At 35.2% G+C, this 18,752-nt stretch carries 17 protein-coding genes; 5 read left to right on the top strand and 12 right to left on the bottom strand.

Annotated features, from left to right (window positions below):
- Positions 1-5 precede the first annotated feature (5 nt).
- Positions 6-644 carry a two-component sensor histidine kinase gene (locus tag GXX20_02835; GenBank protein HHW30601.1) on the bottom strand — a complete coding sequence of 213 codons (639 nt, stop codon included), beginning with the start codon at positions 642-644 and terminating at the stop codon, positions 6-8.
- 716 nt (positions 645-1,360) lie between these two features.
- On the opposite strand from GXX20_02835, the gene GXX20_02830 reads away from it, so the two are divergent.
- A complete protein-coding gene (locus GXX20_02830) occupies positions 1,361-2,326 on the top strand; it encodes an AEC family transporter (GenBank protein ID HHW30600.1) in 966 nt (321 codons plus the stop codon).
- Positions 2,327-2,379: 53 nt separating this feature from the next.
- Here GXX20_02830 and GXX20_02825 read toward each other — a convergent pair whose 3' ends face one another.
- Positions 2,380-4,194 carry a DNA mismatch repair protein MutS gene (locus tag GXX20_02825; protein ID HHW30599.1) on the bottom strand — a complete coding sequence of 605 codons (1,815 nt, stop codon included), beginning with the start codon at positions 4,192-4,194 and terminating at the stop codon, positions 2,380-2,382.
- Between the two features lie 288 nt (positions 4,195-4,482).
- Here GXX20_02825 and GXX20_02820 point away from each other — a divergent pair, with 288 nt between their 5' ends.
- The 4 genes from GXX20_02820 (at position 4,483) to GXX20_02805 (ending at position 8,212) form a co-directional block, all read left to right on the top strand.
- The gene (locus GXX20_02820; GenBank protein ID HHW30598.1) at positions 4,483-4,719 is read left to right on the top strand and encodes a DUF4097 domain-containing protein; all 237 of its coding nucleotides are present in this window, start codon (positions 4,483-4,485) and stop codon (positions 4,717-4,719) included.
- A 235-nt stretch (positions 4,720-4,954) separates the two neighbouring features.
- Positions 4,955-5,887, top strand: a complete 933-nt coding sequence (locus tag GXX20_02815; protein HHW30597.1) for an ABC transporter ATP-binding protein — start codon at positions 4,955-4,957, stop codon at positions 5,885-5,887.
- 14 nt (positions 5,888-5,901) lie between these two features.
- The gene (locus tag GXX20_02810; GenBank protein HHW30596.1) at positions 5,902-7,056 is read left to right on the top strand and encodes an ABC transporter permease; all 1,155 of its coding nucleotides are present in this window, start codon (positions 5,902-5,904) and stop codon (positions 7,054-7,056) included.
- Complete coding sequence (locus GXX20_02805) at positions 7,043-8,212, top strand: ABC transporter permease (GenBank protein HHW30595.1); 1,170 nt, start codon at positions 7,043-7,045, stop codon at positions 8,210-8,212. The genes GXX20_02810 and GXX20_02805 overlap by 14 nt, the downstream gene beginning before the upstream one ends.
- Before the next feature lie 75 nt (positions 8,213-8,287).
- On the opposite strand, the gene GXX20_02800 is transcribed toward GXX20_02805, so the two are convergent.
- The 10 genes from GXX20_02800 to GXX20_02755 form a co-directional block, all read right to left on the bottom strand.
- On the bottom strand, positions 8,288-8,719 hold the full coding sequence (locus tag GXX20_02800) for a hypothetical protein (protein HHW30594.1): 432 nt from the start codon (positions 8,717-8,719) through the stop codon (positions 8,288-8,290).
- Positions 8,720-8,809: 90 nt separating this feature from the next.
- Positions 8,810-9,331 (bottom strand): NAD(P)H nitroreductase, encoded by a 522-nt coding sequence (locus tag GXX20_02795; GenBank protein ID HHW30593.1) that lies wholly within the window; start codon positions 9,329-9,331, stop codon positions 8,810-8,812.
- Between the two features lie 208 nt (positions 9,332-9,539).
- Positions 9,540-10,565: an ABC transporter substrate-binding protein gene (locus GXX20_02790; GenBank protein HHW30592.1), complete on the bottom strand. Its 1,026-nt coding sequence runs from the start codon at positions 10,563-10,565 to the stop codon at positions 9,540-9,542.
- Positions 10,566-10,648: 83 nt separating this feature from the next.
- Positions 10,649-11,428 carry an ABC transporter permease gene (locus GXX20_02785; GenBank protein ID HHW30591.1) on the bottom strand — a complete coding sequence of 260 codons (780 nt, stop codon included), beginning with the start codon at positions 11,426-11,428 and terminating at the stop codon, positions 10,649-10,651.
- Positions 11,429-11,495: 67 nt separating this feature from the next.
- Positions 11,496-12,263, bottom strand: a complete 768-nt coding sequence (locus GXX20_02780) for an ABC transporter ATP-binding protein (protein ID HHW30590.1) — start codon at positions 12,261-12,263, stop codon at positions 11,496-11,498.
- Between the two features lie 218 nt (positions 12,264-12,481).
- Positions 12,482-13,300: an undecaprenyl-diphosphate phosphatase gene (locus GXX20_02775; protein HHW30589.1), complete on the bottom strand. Its 819-nt coding sequence runs from the start codon at positions 13,298-13,300 to the stop codon at positions 12,482-12,484.
- A gap of 33 nt (positions 13,301-13,333) precedes the next feature.
- Entirely contained in the window at positions 13,334-14,491 is a 1,158-nt protein-coding gene (locus GXX20_02770; protein ID HHW30588.1) for an aldo/keto reductase, read from the bottom strand.
- 88 nt (positions 14,492-14,579) lie between these two features.
- Positions 14,580-15,386 carry an N-acetylmuramoyl-L-alanine amidase gene (locus GXX20_02765; protein HHW30587.1) on the bottom strand — a complete coding sequence of 269 codons (807 nt, stop codon included), beginning with the start codon at positions 15,384-15,386 and terminating at the stop codon, positions 14,580-14,582.
- 489 nt (positions 15,387-15,875) lie between these two features.
- Positions 15,876-17,852 carry an ABC transporter permease gene (locus GXX20_02760; GenBank protein HHW30586.1) on the bottom strand — a complete coding sequence of 659 codons (1,977 nt, stop codon included), beginning with the start codon at positions 17,850-17,852 and terminating at the stop codon, positions 15,876-15,878.
- Entirely contained in the window at positions 17,845-18,612 is a 768-nt protein-coding gene (locus tag GXX20_02755) for an ABC transporter ATP-binding protein (GenBank protein ID HHW30585.1), read from the bottom strand. The genes GXX20_02760 and GXX20_02755 overlap by 8 nt, the downstream gene beginning before the upstream one ends.
- Positions 18,613-18,752: the final 140 nt, after the last annotated feature.

Below are 18,752 nucleotides of genomic sequence, written 5' to 3'. Positions count from 1 at the left end.
GTTTTTTATACCTCCTTAGGAATAGAGATAAATATCTCAAAACCATTTTCCGTCTTAATATTTATATTACCTTTAAATGATTCCACTCTTTCAATCATGTTATTAATTCCCAATCCCTCATCCCTGCTCCATCTTTTTACAATGCCGTTATCTTTTATGATGAGCTGATAAAATCCGGGATGTTCTCGGAATGTAATATATACATGGGTTGCATTGGAATGTTTCATTATATTGGATAAAGCCTCTTTTACAATGGAAATAAAAGCATATTTCAGGGATCTGCCCGGATTGCTGCTTATATCATATTCATAGGTCAATTCACAAAAATCAAATTTTCTGATCAGTTCTTCAATTCTTGCATTCAAATCAATTGATTCATCATACAATTCATGGACACTGTTTCTTATACTGTTCATAGCCTGGGACAAGGTCTCATTCAAAGTATTCAGATGTTCTTTTACTTTTTCATCTTTATTTATAGTTAGAAGGGCGGCAGACTGCAAAATAGCACTTGAAAGCAAATGTCCAACATTATCATGGATTTCCCGCGCTATCCGGTTTCGCTCATTTATTGCAGCTAAATAAATCTCGTTATCCTGTTTTTCTATCAGGTCTCTGTTTTGTTTTTTAAGCCGAATAGACATCTCCCGGGTTTCATCCCGGAGTTGGTTAAATCTGATTTGTAAGTCAAATCCCATTTTTGCAAGGTATTTGATTAATAAACAAAGTACCAGTAAAATCAATACAATAGAAAAATGCTGCAAAGAAACATTTTGGGAAAAAACCGCTAAGGGAATTATCCCTAAGATTAAAATATATTGATATTCACATAGAAATACATCATAAACAATCAGAGGTAGAAAAATTGTCAACTCGGGAACAAAGCAGCATAATATTATAAATCCCAATGATAATCCGATTCTAAGTATAACTCCTTCAAAGTAACCCAGAAATCCGCTGAAAATTGTTGCCATAAGTACTGTTGTTACACTTATATTAAAATCAGCCTGGCAGATAAAAACAGCAATACAACAAAAAAATATTATTATTTTATAGATTAAATTTGCATAATTAATCATATAGGTTTAATCCCATCAATACATCAATATTTTAACCAAGTATCAAGAAGTCGCTCGCTTCTATATGCAGGAGCTGAATTGATGCAAATTATAATAACAACCTTGTTCAGTGGGAGATTGCAAGACCTCCAGTGAATCCCCGAGCGAAGCGAGTTTGCTTTATTTTACCATATTTTTCATGTCAGCACAAACACATTTATCAGGCTACTTGCAATATCACTATATTATGTTATCATAAAAAAATATGGCATTAATGTCTTAAAAAATGGGGCGGATAACATATGGAAATAATGTTACATATATTTACAAATAATATTCTACCTATTTTTTTACTGGTTGGTTTGGGTTTTATACTTGCAAAAAAATTCTCTATGGATATCGGAACATTGACCAAAATAAATTTTTATGTCCTGGTTCCTTCTTTTACCTTCGTATACCTGTATAGTACTCCCATTCCCCTTGATATGCTGAAAGTTCTGGTAGCTGCATTAATTCTGATGATACTGAATTACACATCTGCCTCTGTCATATCTCATTTCCGTCATTTCGATAAAAAGATGAAAAATGCCTTCATTAATTCAATCATTTTTTATAACAGCGGAAACATTGGAATACCGCTGATAACCTTAATTTTCAGCAATAAACCTTATATTGTTGACGGTGAAACTCCTTATCTTAATCTTGCATTAACTTCACAGATAATGGTACTGGTGGTTCAAAATATTCTGACAAATACACTGGGTTTTTACAACGCAGGATCCGCCAGTATGAAATGGCAGGAATCAGTCCGCAAAATATTGCACATGCCTGCCATATATGTAATATCTATGGCTTTAATATTAAAACTCTTTCCTTTTGATATGACAAAATTGCCTGTCTGGCCGGCATTAGTACATTTAAGAAATGCTCTTGTCCCTACTGCTCTTTTAATTCTGGGTATTCAAATTGCCCGAACTAAATTTTATTCTATAAAGCCAGAGGTTATTCTGTCGGTTCTGTTTCGTTTAATTGGGGGGCCTTTATTTGCATTGTTTATTATCTATGCACTTTCGCTCAAGGGAGTTATTGCCCAGGCTTTTCTGGTATCAGCATCAGTACCTACCGCTGTTAATACAGCTTTAATTGCAGTGGAATACGATAACTGTCCTGAGTTTGCTTCCCAGGTGGTATTAATCTCAACTATTGCATGTACTATTACTCTATCTCTAATAATCTATATGTCACGCATACTTTTTCCAGTAGTTTAAAGCAAACCCGCTTCGCCCGGAGTTAAACCAGGAATTAAGAGGCCTCTTGTTCCCTATTTATTCTCCTCATCTACGTCAATTCCTGCTAATTTCATCAAATATATTGCATTTTGAGTAGTGGAGGCACCAGGGCGAAGCTTGTAGTCAAAACAGATCTTCCCGTCCTTATAATACTCCTGAAAATGATAATTTCTCACTGCTCTGTTTTCTTTTTCCAGAATGCATAGTTCAAGATCATCAGTGGATACCATTCCGATGGATCTTGTAGCGCAAAGCTTCTTTATCAGAACTTTTGCCCCAAAATGCCTGTCTCTTGAATTTGTGCCTTTAAAAATCTCATCCAGCAGGAAAAATACCGGTTCTCCTTCTGATGCTTTAAGAACAATTGTTTTTATACGTAACAGTTCTGCATAAAAAGAAGATATATTTTTACTCAAATTGTCATTGATTCGCATACATGTATAAATTTTCATCAAAGAAACACGAAAATATTGAGCACAAACAGGTGCTCCTGCATATGCAAGTGCCAGGTTGATTCCTGCAGCCCTCAAAAGAGTGCTTTTGCCAGACATGTTTGAACCTGTAATCAAAAGTGTATGAACTGGCGGCAAAATTTTCAGATTATTATTTACTCTTTGATGTGTAATAAGAGGATGCCCCAAACTTTCGGCTTCGAAAATACACTCCTGGGAAGATATAAGCTCCGGCATAGCCCATTCAGGATTGTCAAATCCAATAATCGACAAACTTGCTAAAGACTCAACATTTCCAATTGCATCGATCCAGTTTTTTAAGAACATCCCTGAATTTCCCTTCCATTTCTCTAATGCAATTAAATTTTGATAATCCCAAAGAAATAGTGTATTAAAAATGAAATAGAAAAAATTATTGCGGTCCTCCAGGGAATCAACTATTTTAAAAAGCTTGTTTACCTGTTGCCAGGCAGTCTGTCCTTCCTTATTACGCATACTTTCCTTAAGTTCATTTAAATATTCAGCACTGAATTTTTGTCTTTCAATCATTTTAATCATATGATAGTAAACGCTTATGTCTTCTTTATATTTTTTTGCTAACCGGTAAATTTCTTCGCGCTCTCTTCTTTTTATAAATAATAATATAAATTGTATAATCAACCCGGTAACCGGTATGTAATAAGATATACTGCCTATTGATGCAAGCAATAATGAAAACACTGTAATTGCAGGCAGAAGCCTTGTCAGGAATACAATGCAGGTCTTTTTAAAGTAAGGATCACCATTATTTACCCATGCAATCAGGTCTTCCGGGTTATGCATGCCCTTAGCAGACACAAGCCCTTCTGCTAAAAACCGTTGTCTCCAGCCAATCTTTCCGGCCAACCCTTTTACAGCTTTTTGTCTTTTCACAATATCTGCCAGATTGTCTGGATGCTGTGTTAAAAGCCGCGCCAAAATATTACGTCCGGTATAAGTCTTAGCGGTATTTATCCACTGGAAAAGAGAATTTTCTCCGAAAATATCAAGGTCGAAAGAAAAATAATGATTTTCATCTTTGAATTCACTGCCATCATCCTGGTATGTATTCCATTTTCCATCACAGCGTTTTATAGAATCTTCATTAATTTTCAATATGAGAGTAGCATACTCTATATTTTTTGTGAGTTTTTCATGTATAACTATCAAATATAAAAATAAAATCAGCGTAACCATAACAGTAGCTGCCAGTAAAATGTAATAATGTTTTATATATAGGAATACTGCTGCAGCAATGCCTGCAGCAATAGTAAAAAGCCGTAGGTTGCTTAAGCAGTTAGAAGCCTTTGTTTGCTTTTCAATCAGCCGGTTATATGTGTCTTTTCTCTTAATGTACAGATCTCTTGAGCTCTTCAAATCTCCACCTCTTTCCAATTTGAAGCTAGATAATTAAACCTATTGTATATTTATGGTATAATTGTGTCAATGGCAGTAGCACTTATTGTACATATTCCCTTGCAACCTTTCTTTACTTTTAATTATGTACCCATTGCTTGTAACGTATTTATTCTAATTGTAAAGAATGATAGTATGACATGACCAAGAATGATTTTTTAAGTATCCTGGGCTGGTCACTGGATAATTTATCCACGGAAGATAAAAAAGAGATTTAATATAATAAACAGAAGCTGTTTATTATAGGAAATTGTTATCTGGCAAGGTGTTAATATTGAAACAACCTCCGGGGATTCAAAAATAAAGCTCCCTGAGGGATCTGAGTTCCATCTTTCTTTCACTTCAACCTCTGGAGAGGTCAGCAGCGACTTTCCGATTTCTGTAAAAGGAACCGTTAAGAAGAACTCCTTAGAGGGAACAGTAGTTAGTTCTAAAAATAGCATTAAAGTCAAAACCGTTTCAGGTGATCTGGAACTCCTAAAGTAAGCAAAGTATTCATCCTCATAAATATGTGAATAATCCAAACCTAACTCCTTTTCTTGTGACATTTGTCATATCAGGAAGTGACTGACGGCACTTAAAAAATTTATCCAATCATATTACCATTATATATAAGAGATAACATTATTATTTAAGAATAATATAATAATTTAATCTTCCAAGGATAAGCGTTCGCTAAAAGTAATCGAATAAATTCAGATATTTATCGGAGGTATTTGGGATGGTAATTAAAGTAAACAATCTTGTCAAAAGGTACGGCGACCTAATTGCGTTAGATCACCTTTCCCTGTCTGTTAAAGAAGGGGAAATCTTCGGTTTGCTTGGTCCAAACGGCTCAGGAAAAACAACAGCAATTAATTGTATACTTTCGTTGCTTAAATACGACAAAGGAGAAGTAGAAATATTCAATCAACCAATGAAACCGGATGCTTACCATATAAAACGTGACATTGGAATTGTCATGCAAAATGTTGCAGTATATGATGAGCTAACTGTATACGAGAATATAGACTATTTTTGCGGATTGTATGTTAAGGACAGAAATTTAAAAAAGAAGCTTGTTGATGAAGCCATTGATTTTGTAGGGCTAGGTGATTTTAAAAAATTCTATCCAAAAAAGCTTAGCGGGGGACTGCTTAGAAGACTTAATATAGCTTGTGGTATTGCCCATAAACCAAAACTGATTATTATGGATGAACCAACCGTTGCAGTAGATCCTCAGAGCCGGAACAAAATTTTAGAGGGAATCCTTGAGCTGAACCGGCAAGGAGCTACAATAGTATATACTTCCCATTACATGGAAGAGGTAGAGCGTATTTGCAGCAGAATCATGATCATAGATAAAGGCAAGGCAATCGCAACCGGAACTAAAGAAGAGCTTAAATCAATGATCACCCTTGGAGAAAAAATAACTGTAGAAACCTATGGAGTTTCACGGGAACAACTGGATAAACTTCGTAAATTACCTAACATTGTCTCTGTTGATTATAAAGAAGATATGATTGAAATCAAATCAAGCAAAGGCAAAAATAACCTGGAAAATGTTCTGGAGTTTATAAAAAGCGAAAAAATACAATTTGGTAAAATATACTCTGAGCTGCCGACCCTGAATGATGTATTCCTTGAGATTACAGGAAAAGAATTAAGAGATTAAGGAGGATTATTAAAATGGTTACCCATATAATCATATATAAACTTAAATGTCTCTTGCGTGACCGGGTAACATTGTTCTGGACACTTATGTTTCCAATAATACTGGCTACACTTTTTAATATGGCTCTCTCAAATATTAACAGCAGTGAAGCCTTTAAAGCTATAGATATAGCCGTTGTAGATGATATCAATTATCAGAAGGACCAATCTTTCAGGCTGGCTTTGGAACAGGTGTCAAAAGGCAATGACAGATTGTTCAACCTTAATATAGTCACCAAAAGTGAAGCTGAAAAAATGCTAAACGACAATAAAATTGCCGGATATATAATTGTTGAATCGCCTATAAAACTGGTAGTTAACAAGTCAGGCTTTGACCAGAATATAATAAAGTCATTTATTGACTATTATATTCAAACCCTGTCCACTGTTAACACATTAATTAAGAATAACACTGCAGATACGGCAAAACAACAGGATATTATAAAAGACCTGGGTACTCAGGGGGAATATACTCAGTTTATTAAAGAAATTTCAGCCTCAAGCGCAGAACCTGATATTGTACTCACATATTTTTATTCTTTAATTGCTATGGCATGTTTTTATGGAGGATTCTGGGGAATGCAGGAAGTAGCACGTATTCAGGCTGATATTTCACCGCTTGCGGCAAGAATAAATATTGCACCTGTACACAAATTAAAGACATTTATATACAGTATGGGCGTATCATTACTGGTGCATTTTACAGAAATGCTTATATTACTGGCATATTTATACTTTGTCCTCAAGGTTGACTTCGGTCAAAAAACCAATTTAGTTCTATTAACTACATTTTTAGGTTCTATTGCCGGTGTTTCCTTTGGTACGGTAATAAGTGCCATAGTCAAAAAGTCTGAAAATGTTAAAGTGGCTGTTTTGATTGGTATAAGCATGACCTGTTCCTTTTTGGCAGGGATGATGCAGCATAGTATTAAATATACTATTGCCCGGAAAGCGCCACTCCTTTCATACCTGAACCCTGTTAACCTGCTTACAGATGCCTTCTACAGCCTTTACTACTATGACACTTTATTCAGGTATATTCTTAACATGGGAATCCTCACTATTATTACCTTCTTATTTTGCCTGGGGACTTATTTAATTATAAGGAGGAGGAAATATGCAAGTCTTTAAACTTTGTTTGAAAATATTGAAAAAGAATATACCTTCTATGGTAATTTACCTGATTATATTTATTGGAATATCACTGATAATATCTTCATCGACTGCAAGTGAACAAAATAAAATCAGCAGCTTTACTCCTGCAAAGAGCAATATTGCTTTTATCAGTGAAGACAGCAGTCCGTTAGTAGAAGGTCTTAAAAATGAACTGGAAAAAGTCTCAAATTTTATAGATATACCGGATGAAACTGAAGCACTTCAGGATGCTTTGTTTTTCAGGACAGTTTCATATATTCTTCGTATACCCGAAGGTTTCACCGAAAAGTTCATGAATGGAGAAAATGTACAATTAGAGAAAATAACCATACCCAACTCCATTGACAACACTTATATTGATTTGACAATTAATAAATACCTCAATACCGCAAGTCTTTATATAAAGCACATGGATAACATTTCGGAGGAAGCCCTAGTCCGGTATCTCCAGGTTGATTTGGCCATGGGTACTGCCATTGAAATGCAAACAAGCGGCATTGATATTGAAAAAAGCACTAATATACATTACTTTTTTAATTACCTGTCCTATACACTGCTATCTGTTCTTATATTGGGTATGAGCTATCTGATGCTGGTTATCAATAATCATGATTTAAAAAGTAGAAATGCCTGCTCACCTTTGAGTACAAAAAGTGTTAATTTACAATTTATACTTGCAACTCTATTGTTTACATTTATTTCATGGGCTATAATTATTACATTCTGTATCCTTCTTAACTTTAAGGGCAGCTTTAATATAAACACAGTCTACTTCATTATTAACTCCTTTATTTTCGCCATCTGCAGCTCAAGTATAAGCTTCTTGATCGGCAACTTATTAAAAAGCCGTGGAGCAGTGCCTGCAATCAGTAATGTTGTTACTCTTGGAACAAGCTTTATCAGCGGAGTTTTCGTACCTCAGGAATTTTTGGATGATACAGTTCTTAAAATAGCCAGCTTTACGCCAACCTATTGGTATGTTGACGCAAACAACCGCATTGCGGAATTAACTAAGTTTGACTTCTTACATCTTAAGCCTGTTTTTTCAAATATGCTTGTGCAGCTTGGTTTTGCTTTAGCTTTCTATGCTGTAGCTTTGGTAATAGGAAAGTATAAAATGTCCCAAGAATAAGTTATGTGGCAGAGAGGCCTCATCTTATCCGCACCCCTCTGCCACTCTTCCACACTCTTTCTGTATTACTAAAGTTTACGCAAGAAATTCTTTTAACTGCTGTATATTATTTTCTTCAAACTCAAGCAGTCTTTTCATAAGATTAATTATGTCCGGTTCAGCATTCTGATATTTTTTTATATTCTTAACAGCATTAATTACCCCCATATTGCTCCCGATTATAAGCATTTCAGCAATGTGTGATGTAGATTTATCAGTCAGGGTCTGCATATTGATCATCAGATAAGTTTTAATCTTATCAAATGTACCTATTCCTTTTTCATCATATCCATGTTTATTAAGCAATTCACGAGCAGCATCATGGATTTCTTTATATTCCTTATACTGAGACTCTAAATGTTTTTTGAATTCTTCATCTTCAGTAATGTCTATCAGTTGACCAATTGTATGGACACCCATCTGGGAGTTTTGGTAAATATAGTTTAGCAGTTCGGTATTTTCATTCATATTGTTTGCCTCCAGTTTTAAGTCCTATAAAAAGATTTAATCCTGGAAATAGTATGTCTTTTTGAAAGAATCAGTATTCAATCAGTTAGTTTAAAAATAGTTATAATGCAACTTGTTATATAGTAAATCCTCTTCAGAATAAAGCCTTTTCTCTTCAGCAGGATAACCAATTGCTATCATGCATTCAACCTCATATTGCTCAGGTATATTTAAAACTTTTTTAATATAATCCCCAGCTTTTGTATTATTGTCATAGTATCTTTCCCTGACCTGTATCCAGCACGAACCTAGCCCCAGTGAATGAGCAGATAACTGGATTATTATTGAAGCTATTGAAGCATCCTCTACCCAAACATCACAAAGGCCCGGATCTGCCGCAACAACTATGCCCATTGGCGCACCTGCCAAAAATGATGAACTATGTTCCCTACATTGCGAAAGTTTCTGTAACAATTCCCTGTCCGTGACAACTATGAACTCCCAGGGTCTTCTGGAACGTGAAGAAGGAGATAACAGGGCACTTTTTAAAATTGTGTCTATTTTGTCCTTTTCCACCTCTCTGCTTTGGAATCTTCTAATGCTTCTTCTGGTTTTTATTAAATCATAAAACACTGTTCATCATCCTTTCATCAATTTTGTTTTGTTTATATTATTAAATTTATTAAGTATATCATATCAAAATTTTAATTACTCTACAGGAATTTCCAACAGCTATTACACCATCGGGTGAATAACGTAAAATAATGGCGTCTATCTTTAAAAACAGACGCCATTACACTTGGTTCTGTCATATATGCAGTTCCTTTTGATATTTCCTTATTTATTCTTTCAATTTAATATTCTTAATTGCCTCTTCAGCAAATTTTGTAGTTACTATCTTTTCATAGGGAGCCAGTTTATCAAGCTCGCCGGCATCTTGAAGAGCCTTTTGTAATACACCAAGGTCTTTTTCTAAGAGGATGGGATCTTTTTTCCATGTATTCTGGTTTTTATAACGTTTCGCAACAGTTGCCAATATTTCTTCGTCAGTATCAGGGAAATGAGGCTTAATAGCTTTTGCAATTTCTTCAGGAGTATGTTTTTCTACCCATAACTGTCCCTTGTATATAGCATTAGTAAACTTCTGAATGATATCAGGATTTTTTTCTATATATTTTTTACTTGCAAAATAGGCTGTGTAAGGCACTTCTCCGCTGGATTCCCCTAAAGACGCAAGGATATATGCCTTACCTTCCTTTTCCATTTCCGAAGCTGTGGGTTCAAAGATAATCACATAGTCTCCCTGTCCTCCCATGAAAGCTCCAGGCATAGCTGCAAACTGCATAGTTGTATCAATAAAAACGTCTTCTCCTGGTTTTAAGCCATTTTTCCTCAGAACATACTGAAGTATTATCTCAGGCATTCCTCCTTTACGTCCGCCTATAATGGTTTTACCCTTAACATCGCTCCACTTGAAATCCGGATCAGGTTCTCTTCCCATTAAAAAGGTTCCGTCTCCATTAGTCAACTGGGCAAAGACAACACTGTAATCCTCTCTTCCTTCGTTATAGACATATATGCTAGCTTCCGGCCCTGCAAATCCTATTTCTACCTGACCTGTAAGTACTGCGTTCATAACTTTGTCTGCGCCCTGTCCGTTATACAGCTCAATCTCCAGCCCTTCTTCCTCAAAGAAGCCTTGAGTCAGAGCCACATACTGAGGTGCATAAAAAACTGAATGAGTGACTTCTGAAAGGCGTATTTTTGTTAATTTCTGCGGAGTACTTTCCTTGGTGCATCCGCATAAAATCAAGGAAATTCCCAAAAGCACCACAATAAGTAAAGAAATAAAACTTCTCCTCTTCATACTTACCCTCCATTTCTCTTTATTAATGAAAAATTATTAATTAATAGCTAGCCATCGTTAGTTTCTTTTCATTCCTGTGAGAGTTAATCATCATATCTTTTTACAAGCAGTTTCTCCAGATAAACCACCCCCTGATACATAAGTGCAGCCGCAACAGACAGAATTAATACGCTGGTCATGACAAGATCCAATTTAAATACCTGGCCACCGTAAACAATTAAGTAGCCTAATCCGGCTTTTGATACCAGAAATTCACCTACTATTACCCCTACCCAGGATAATCCCACATTAATTTTCAAGGCATTGATAATTGTGGGAAGTGACGCAGGAAGAATTACTTTTGTCATAATCTGAAGCTTGGTTCCTCCAAAGGTTTGCACAAGCTTGGTCTTTTCCTTGTCAATTGCAATAAAGCCATTTAGTACCTCAAGAATAGTGACAATCAATGAAATAGCAAGAGTCATTACAATGATGGCGGCAGGTCCTGCTCCTATCCAGACAATAAAGATAGGGCCTAATGCTATTTTGGGAAGACTATTCAATATTACCAGATAAGGTTCTGATACCTTTGAAATAAATTCTGACCACCATAAAATAATCGCTACCAGTGTTCCGAGTACTGTTCCGAGGATAAATCCTATTATTGTTTCTATACAAGTAATAAATATATGTTTAAAGAGGACTCCCTCTTTATAAAGAGATATCAAAGTATTAATAACACGCGAAGGCTGGCTGGTAATAAAGGGATCAATTATTTTTAATGATGCGAAGACTTCCCATAAGCCAAAAACCATTACTAAAATAAAAAATTGCGTAAATCTAACCATTGCTGTTTGGCGGCTAACCCGTTTCAAAAATTCCATTCTTTCCTTTGAGATCTGCCCGGTCTCATTTCTATTTGCAGAAACTTTATAAAGCCTTTTTTTAAACTTAAACATGTACGTCCAGCTCCTTCCATATCTGCTGAAAATACACCTGAAACTCCGGTACTTTTCTGGTATTCAACGGTGTCCGGTTTTCCAGGTTAAATTTTATGGTATGGCAGCTCTTAATTGTACCCGGCCTTTTGGTGAGTACAATAACCCGGTCAGCCATACTGATACTTTCAGCAATATCATGAGTAACCATGATGGCTGTTTTATTTTCCTTTTTTATAATGGAGTAAATATCATCATTAACTGCAAGACGTGTCTGGTAATCCAGGGCAGAAAAAGCCTCGTCCAAAAGCAATATCTGAGGATTGGTAACCAAAGTACGGATAAGAGCAGCCCGTTGCCTCATTCCTCCTGAAAGCTGGCTGGGATATTTATCCCGGAACTCAATAAGTCCGTAGGTTCTTAACAGGTGTTCAGCATATTCCCTTGCCTCAGCTGAAACTCTTTTTTGAATTTCTAATCCCAGCATAACGTTCTGCATAATTGTTCTCCAATCAAAAAGATGATCTTTTTGAAGCATATAACCTATTTTCTTGGATGGACCTTTTACAATCTCCCCTTCAATAACAACTTCTCCCGAAGTAGGGGGCAATAATCCCGAGATTATTGAAAGAAGGGTGGACTTTCCACATCCGCTTGGGCCGACTATACTTACAAATTCCCCTTCACTTACGTTCATGTTAACGTTATCTAATGCTGGTATTTCCCCATTGAGAGATTGATATTTCATCCCAATGTTATGTAATTCCAAAATGTACTTCAAAGAAATCTCCCCCTTTTCTGCCTCTTTAACAGTATATTTACAAAAACGGGAATGGGTGAATAAAAAAACTGCCGTCTGTAAAATTACGGCAGTTTCTTATTTACTTCTCAGCAAACTCATTCGCTCTATAGTTTGTATCTATTCCACTTGTAGAAGAGAGAGACATCTTGATGTTTGGTTAACGGTTGTCCTTGAAGGTATAAATAATTAATAGATGATTATCTTATTAATACAAAATATCCAATTACCAGTAAACCTAAAAATATACGGTACCATCCAAAAGCTTTAAAATCATTATTTTTAATATATCCCAATAAAAATTTAATAGCAACAATTGAAACAATAAAAGCCACAACCATGCCTGTAAGCAAAACGGCAAGTTCCATACCGGTAAAATCAAACCCGAACTTTACTATCTTTAATGCACTTGCCCCGAACATAACGGGAATAGCTAAAAAGAAAGAATACTCGGCAGCCACATATCGGGATGTTCCAAGAAGAATCGCCCCGAGAATGGTTGCCCCTGAACGGGAAGTCCCCGGAATCAAGGATAATACCTGAAATACTCCTATTAATAAAGCAGTTTTGTAGGTTAGGTCGTTAATTGAATTGACTCTGGCTTTTCGATTTTTATTCCAATTCTCTGCCACAATGAACATAATACCATAAAATACTAATGTAATGGCTACAGTCTTATAATTATACAAATGATCATTCAGCCAGTCATCAAATAATACTCCTAACACTGCTGCAGGTATAACACCAACAATTACTTTATACCAAAGCTCCAGTGTACTTTTCATTTCCATTTTGGATTTTTTTGGTGAAAAGGGATTTAATTTATGAAAATATAGAAAAATAACCGCAAGTATTGCCCCCAGCTGAATAACCACTAAAAACATTTCTTTAAATGCATCTGAAGCATTAAGCTGGAGTAATTCATCAACTAAAATCATATGACCTGTGCTGCTTATAGGAAGCCATTCCGTTATTCCTTCCACTACTCCCAGCAGAACAGCCTTTAATAATTCAATAATAAGCATATATTGACCTCCAACCCCGGTATTTGTTTATTTCCCTAAATCACTGTTTATTTTTGTCATCCAGCCGCTTATGGGGATCTTCTGGGGACATTTTTCTTCACATAATTTACATTGTGCGCATTGGCCTGCATGTTCAGCCTCTTTTATGAGGTTATTATATTCCCCTCGAGCTGAAGCTATATCTCCATAAATCGTGCTTTTATTATATATTCTGAAATTCTCAGGAATATTCACATTATTAGGACATGGCATACAGTAACTGCAGCCGGTACACGGGATAGCCGCCCGTTCATTATATTTTTGTCTTACAGTATTAACTATTTCTAATTCTTCCTGTGTTAATGCTCCAATGCCAGAATTATTTGCAGAGGCTATGTTTTCCTGTAGCTGCTGCATATTACTCATACCGCTTAATACTACACTGACCTCAGGCAAATTCCATAACCACTGTAGCCCCCAGCAAGCAGGAGATCTTTTTATATTACTGCGGTCAAAAACTGCTCGGATATCTTCCGGAGGGTTGGCCAGCTTTCCGCCAAGAAGGGGTTCCATTATTACAACAGCAAGTCCTTTGGATGCTGCATATTTCAAACCTTCAATGCCAGCTTGATTCTCTATATCCATATAATTTAATTGTATCTGGCAAAAATCCCATTTATCATATGAATCTATAATTTTAATGAAAACATCTAACTCATCATGGAAAGAAAAACCTAAATGTTTTATCTTTCCCGCTTTCTTTGCAGCTTCGGCCCGTTCAATAATATTCATCTTAAGAATAATATCTTCCCATCTGTCTTTTGACAGAGCGTGAAATAAATAAAAATCAATATAATCTGTCTGCAATCTCTCAAGCTGTTCATCAAGCAACCTATTAAAATCCTTTGCTTCTTTTAATAACCAAACAGGGGACTTTGTTGCCAGCATTATCTTGTTTCTATATCCATCCCTTAAAACCTTGCCAAGAATTTTTTCACTTTGTCCATTATGGTATGGATAGGCAGTATCAATATAATTTATACCATGGTCAATAGCATACCGGATCATTCTAATTGCTTCATCTTCAACAACATCACTGGCTTCTTTGCCTGCCGGAGCATCTGTTCCGTAGGTCGGTAAACGCATCAAACCAAATCCAAGAGCTGAAACTTCATAGTTCAGTTTCCCGAATTTTCTGTATTTCATAACGTATCCCTCTTTTGCCTATTTTTATAGAATTATATCACATATTTTATATAGATTACCTTTATTATATATTTTTATATACGCATTTCTACTGCACTTGCATTTTTTCCAAAATTCTAACTGTGCCCCTGAAAATCCCTTCAGCCATATCTTCCCTGAATTTTCCGGATTCTAAACGCTTATGGTCTTCCCTGTTTGTAATATAAGCTGTTTCAATTAAAAGCGAAGGCATTTTGGTCATTCTTAGAACACCATAATTTGCTTTTTTAATTCCATTGTATGCTGTATCAGTTACCCTCTGAATCTCTTCACCCATTATCTTTGCATACTCTTCATTGGCGGATCCACCGTTACCAATGCTAAAATAGTATACTTCAGTTCCATTATATGTATCTCCATTATTTACCTTAAGATCAAAAGAATTTACATGAATACTTATAAAAAATATAGCACCAGCCTCATTGGCAATAACTGATCTTGCCCGGATGTCTTTCTCAACATTAATATCTAATTCTATATCTTCTTCTCTTGTCATCACAACTTTAATTCCTGCTTTCTCCAGCTTTTCTCTAAGTCTTAACCCTATGTCAAGAGTTACTTCCTTTTCATAGAAATCATTTTTATATGGTGATATTGCCCCGGGATCACGTCCGCCATGGCCCGGATCTATAACCACAACAGGGTTAGATTTTTTATTACCTTCATTTTCATTACTTGTATCTGATTGTGTAAACACAGGTATTTTAACTGGTAAAGATGAATCAGCTTCTGCAGGATTAAATATTTCAGCCAATAAATAAATGGATATTATGAACATAAGTAAAACAGCTAAAAAAGTTATAAACCGTGATCTGTTTTTTAAATAATACCTTCTACGGTTAAACTTAACTCTCATTTTAGTATAATCAAGACTCCTTTGTTAGTAAACTCGCTTCACTCAGGGACTAAGTGAGGTCTTGCAGCCCCTACTGAATAAGGTAGTTATTATAACTTGCATCAATTCAGTTCCAGTTTAAAGAAGTAAACTTCCTGATGCTTGGTTAAATATCTGATTCTTTATACCTGTCTTAATATTTTATTTCATATATGCCTTTCAATCAACTTTTTTCTTTGATAAATATAATATCAAATTTTTTATACTTGATTTACACTAGTTCACATAAAATGATAGTAATCTATTTGGGCTGAAACCATACTATAAAAGTAAAATTATATTTACAAGTGGGGTCAAATTTATGGCATATAGTTTGTTTTAGCCAGGATTCACAAATATATATCAGCGTATTCCATCCTCTGGCATACAGGTATGTATGCATTCCTTTACCTGTAACACCAATACAACCAGGGACTATTGAAATTACCCGGATAGAAGCAATTTTAATTATTAGCTCACTATTTTGTAATAAGTTTTTGCAGTTAATGCATATACCATGGCATAAAATAATGCAAACACAAGTATAGTTAATGCTGTACACAGAGCAAACAAGGGGATATTAGTCAGATTAAGAATTACGAGCAATTTTGTAATTACTTTAAAAGCAAATGCTATGTGAATAACAGCTGTAACAAGAGGCAGGAAGAACACCGTCAATACCTGGCTGTGAATTGATTTCTTGATTTCTTCACGGCTTAAGCCTACCTTTTGCATGATTTCAAAACGCTCCTTATCTTCATGCCCCTCCACAACCTGCTTATAGTAGATAATAAGGACTGTTGCCATGATAAATAAAAGTCCTAAGAAAATACCAAGGAAGAACAGGCCACCATAAAGGGAATAGAAACTTTCCCGCGCAATTTCGGGTCCCTCTACATAACCTTTCAGACCTAAATTGTTGATAGCCTTTTGTAGTTCCTTTACGAGATTTATCTGAGAATCACCACTACTCTCCATATCAAAAGCATAATAATATGAAAGCTCTTCCATTATATCATCATTTCCATGAAGCCGGTTATATATTTCTTTAATTGTACTTATATCACTTACTACCAAATAATAATTGTTATACAACACAGCCGACATTCTTCCTTCTACATTTAGAGAAGGAAGGCGCTCTTTTACTGATATTTTATATCCGTTAAAGTCTAAATCATCACCGGGAATATTACCTCTAAGGGTATATAAAAAGGCTTCACCCTCTGATAGTGAAACAGACTGGTTTTCCATTTTGTTATAGTCTTGAAGAGTAATAAATGTTACTGATGCCACATTGCTGCCGGGATAATATTCTTCCTTTGCGGTAGTAAAATCAGTACCATTCTGGATTGTGAGAAAATTTTTATAGCGATAACGAATGACATCCTTCTTAACGGCGTTAATTAAAGTTACCTGCTCTTCAATAATAGTATCCAGCTTTTCTACCTGTTGTTCTGAAATATCAGTAATGGTAACAATTATATTCCTCGGATATCTGGTCCTTAAGACGTCCTCTATTCCTGTATACAGCGAAACTGTAGTGGATATCATGACAATTACTGCTGTTGACAGGATACAAATACTAGCCAGTCCTGCAGCATTTCGTTTCATTCTGTAGATCATACCTGAAACTGAAATAAAATGTTTGATATTATAATAATAATTTTTATTTTTTCGAAGTATCTTTAATAATGCTATACTTCCTGCAATAAACAAACAATAGGTGCCAGTTATGACGAAAAGCACAGCCACGAAAAATATATTTATTGCTTCCAAGGGAGATTCTGTTGCTAATGCAATATAATAACCTATACCCAGGGATAATGCTCCTATAACTGTTAAAACCCATTTTATCTTAGGCTCTTTTTCACCTGCATTGCCGCCTTTTAACAGTTCAATAGGTTTAGACAAATGTACCTGGAATATATTGTAGATAAGGTTTAACATGAAAATTCCTGCAAATAAAACCATTGTTAATAAAACAGCTCCGGCGGGTATTTCAAATCCGAAAACAACTCTAAAAGAAATAATTTTAAATAGAAGCAAAATCATTAGTTTGCTTAAAAGTATCCCTGCCAGTATTCCTATAAAAATACATAAAAAGGCAATAAATATTGTTTCATAAAACATAATTCTTGCAATATGTTTTTTTTCCATTCCAAGTATATTAAACAAACCAAATTCTTTTTTACGTTGTTTAATCAAAAAGCTATTTGTATAAAATAAAAAAATAAGAGAAAAAACACCGATTACTCCTGTTCCAAGGAACAATATTGTCCTTAAAGAATTACTGCCGTTTAAATTTTCTATATCTTTTGCCTCAGCCAAAAAGTTTATGTTATAAAACATTATAATTGTGCCAATACATGCCAGTATATATGGCATATAAGCTTTTGCATTCTTTTTTATGTTATTTACTGCAAGCTTTTGATAAAAAAACCTATTCATTTCTAGCACCGCCTGTCGCAATTAGAGTTAGTGTATCTGAAATTTTCTGATACAATTCTTCATTTGACATTGTTGCTTTATAAATCTGATGAAATAATTCTCCGTCCTTTATAAAGAGAACTCTTTTAGCATGACTTGCAGCTTTTATGCTATGAGTAACCAATAGGATAGTCTGTCCTTCTCCATTAATTTCGCCAAACAACTTCAAGAGGCTGTCAGAAGCACGGGAATCCAGAGCGCCGGTAGGTTCATCAGCAAGAATCAACTGCGGTTTGGTAATGATTGCACGGGCAATAGCTGTTCTTTGCTTTTGTCCTCCTGAAACTTCGTAAGGATATTTTGAAAGTATATCATTTATCCCCAGTTTCTTCACAATAGGTTTTAGTCTGCTGTTCATTTCCTCATAAGTTTTTCCTGCCAAAACCAAAGGCAGAAGTATATTATCTTGAATTGAGAAAGTATCCAGCAAATTGAAATCCTGAAACACAAAGCCCAGATTATCACGCCTGAAAGCGGAGATTTCTTTTTCATTCATTGAAGTTATACTTCTCCCATTTAACAGTACTTCCCCGCTAGTAGGTTTATCAAAGGCTGCAATAATATTTAGCAAAGTGGTTTTACCTGATCCGGACTCTCCCATAATGGCTACATACTCTCCTTTTTCAATTGAAAAAGATACATTGGAAAGAGCCTGGACAGAATTTCCTACAAATCTTGTAGTATAAATTTTCTTCAGATTATTAACCTCTAAAAGTGGCATAATTCTTTTCCTCCAATAATCTTCTTCCCTATCAACTTAATAATCAGCCATATTGACTGATTTGCATACTTATAAAATTCCAGTTACCCCCTGGTTTTCTTGACTTATTATAACAAAAAAAGAAAATGCCTTGCCTTAAC

It is taken from the genome of Clostridiaceae bacterium, from assembly GCA_012840395.1.
Taxonomy (GTDB): domain Bacteria; phylum Bacillota; class Clostridia; order Acetivibrionales; family DULL01; genus DULL01.
This window is presented reverse-complemented; position numbering and strand designations above follow the sequence as displayed.

Coding starts and splice junctions, on each gene's coding strand:
- GXX20_02835 (HHW30601.1), bottom strand. CDS start 644: ATGTCTATTCGGCTTAAAAAACAAAACAGAGACCTGATAGAAAAACAG.
- GXX20_02830 (HHW30600.1), top strand. CDS start 1,361: ATGGAAATAATGTTACATATATTTACAAATAATATTCTACCTATTTTT.
- GXX20_02815 (HHW30597.1), top strand. CDS start 4,955: ATGGTAATTAAAGTAAACAATCTTGTCAAAAGGTACGGCGACCTAATT.
- GXX20_02810 (HHW30596.1), top strand. CDS start 5,902: ATGGTTACCCATATAATCATATATAAACTTAAATGTCTCTTGCGTGAC.
- GXX20_02805 (HHW30595.1), top strand. CDS start 7,043: ATGCAAGTCTTTAAACTTTGTTTGAAAATATTGAAAAAGAATATACCT.
- GXX20_02800 (HHW30594.1), bottom strand. CDS start 8,719: ATGAATGAAAATACCGAACTGCTAAACTATATTTACCAAAACTCCCAG.
- GXX20_02790 (HHW30592.1), bottom strand. CDS start 10,565: ATGAAGAGGAGAAGTTTTATTTCTTTACTTATTGTGGTGCTTTTGGGA.
- GXX20_02785 (HHW30591.1), bottom strand. CDS start 11,428: ATGGAATTTTTGAAACGGGTTAGCCGCCAAACAGCAATGGTTAGATTT.
- GXX20_02770 (HHW30588.1), bottom strand. CDS start 14,491: ATGAAATACAGAAAATTCGGGAAACTGAACTATGAAGTTTCAGCTCTT.
- GXX20_02765 (HHW30587.1), bottom strand. CDS start 15,386: ATGAGAGTTAAGTTTAACCGTAGAAGGTATTATTTAAAAAACAGATCA.
- GXX20_02760 (HHW30586.1), bottom strand. CDS start 17,852: ATGAATAGGTTTTTTTATCAAAAGCTTGCAGTAAATAACATAAAAAAG.
- GXX20_02755 (HHW30585.1), bottom strand. CDS start 18,612: ATGCCACTTTTAGAGGTTAATAATCTGAAGAAAATTTATACTACAAGA.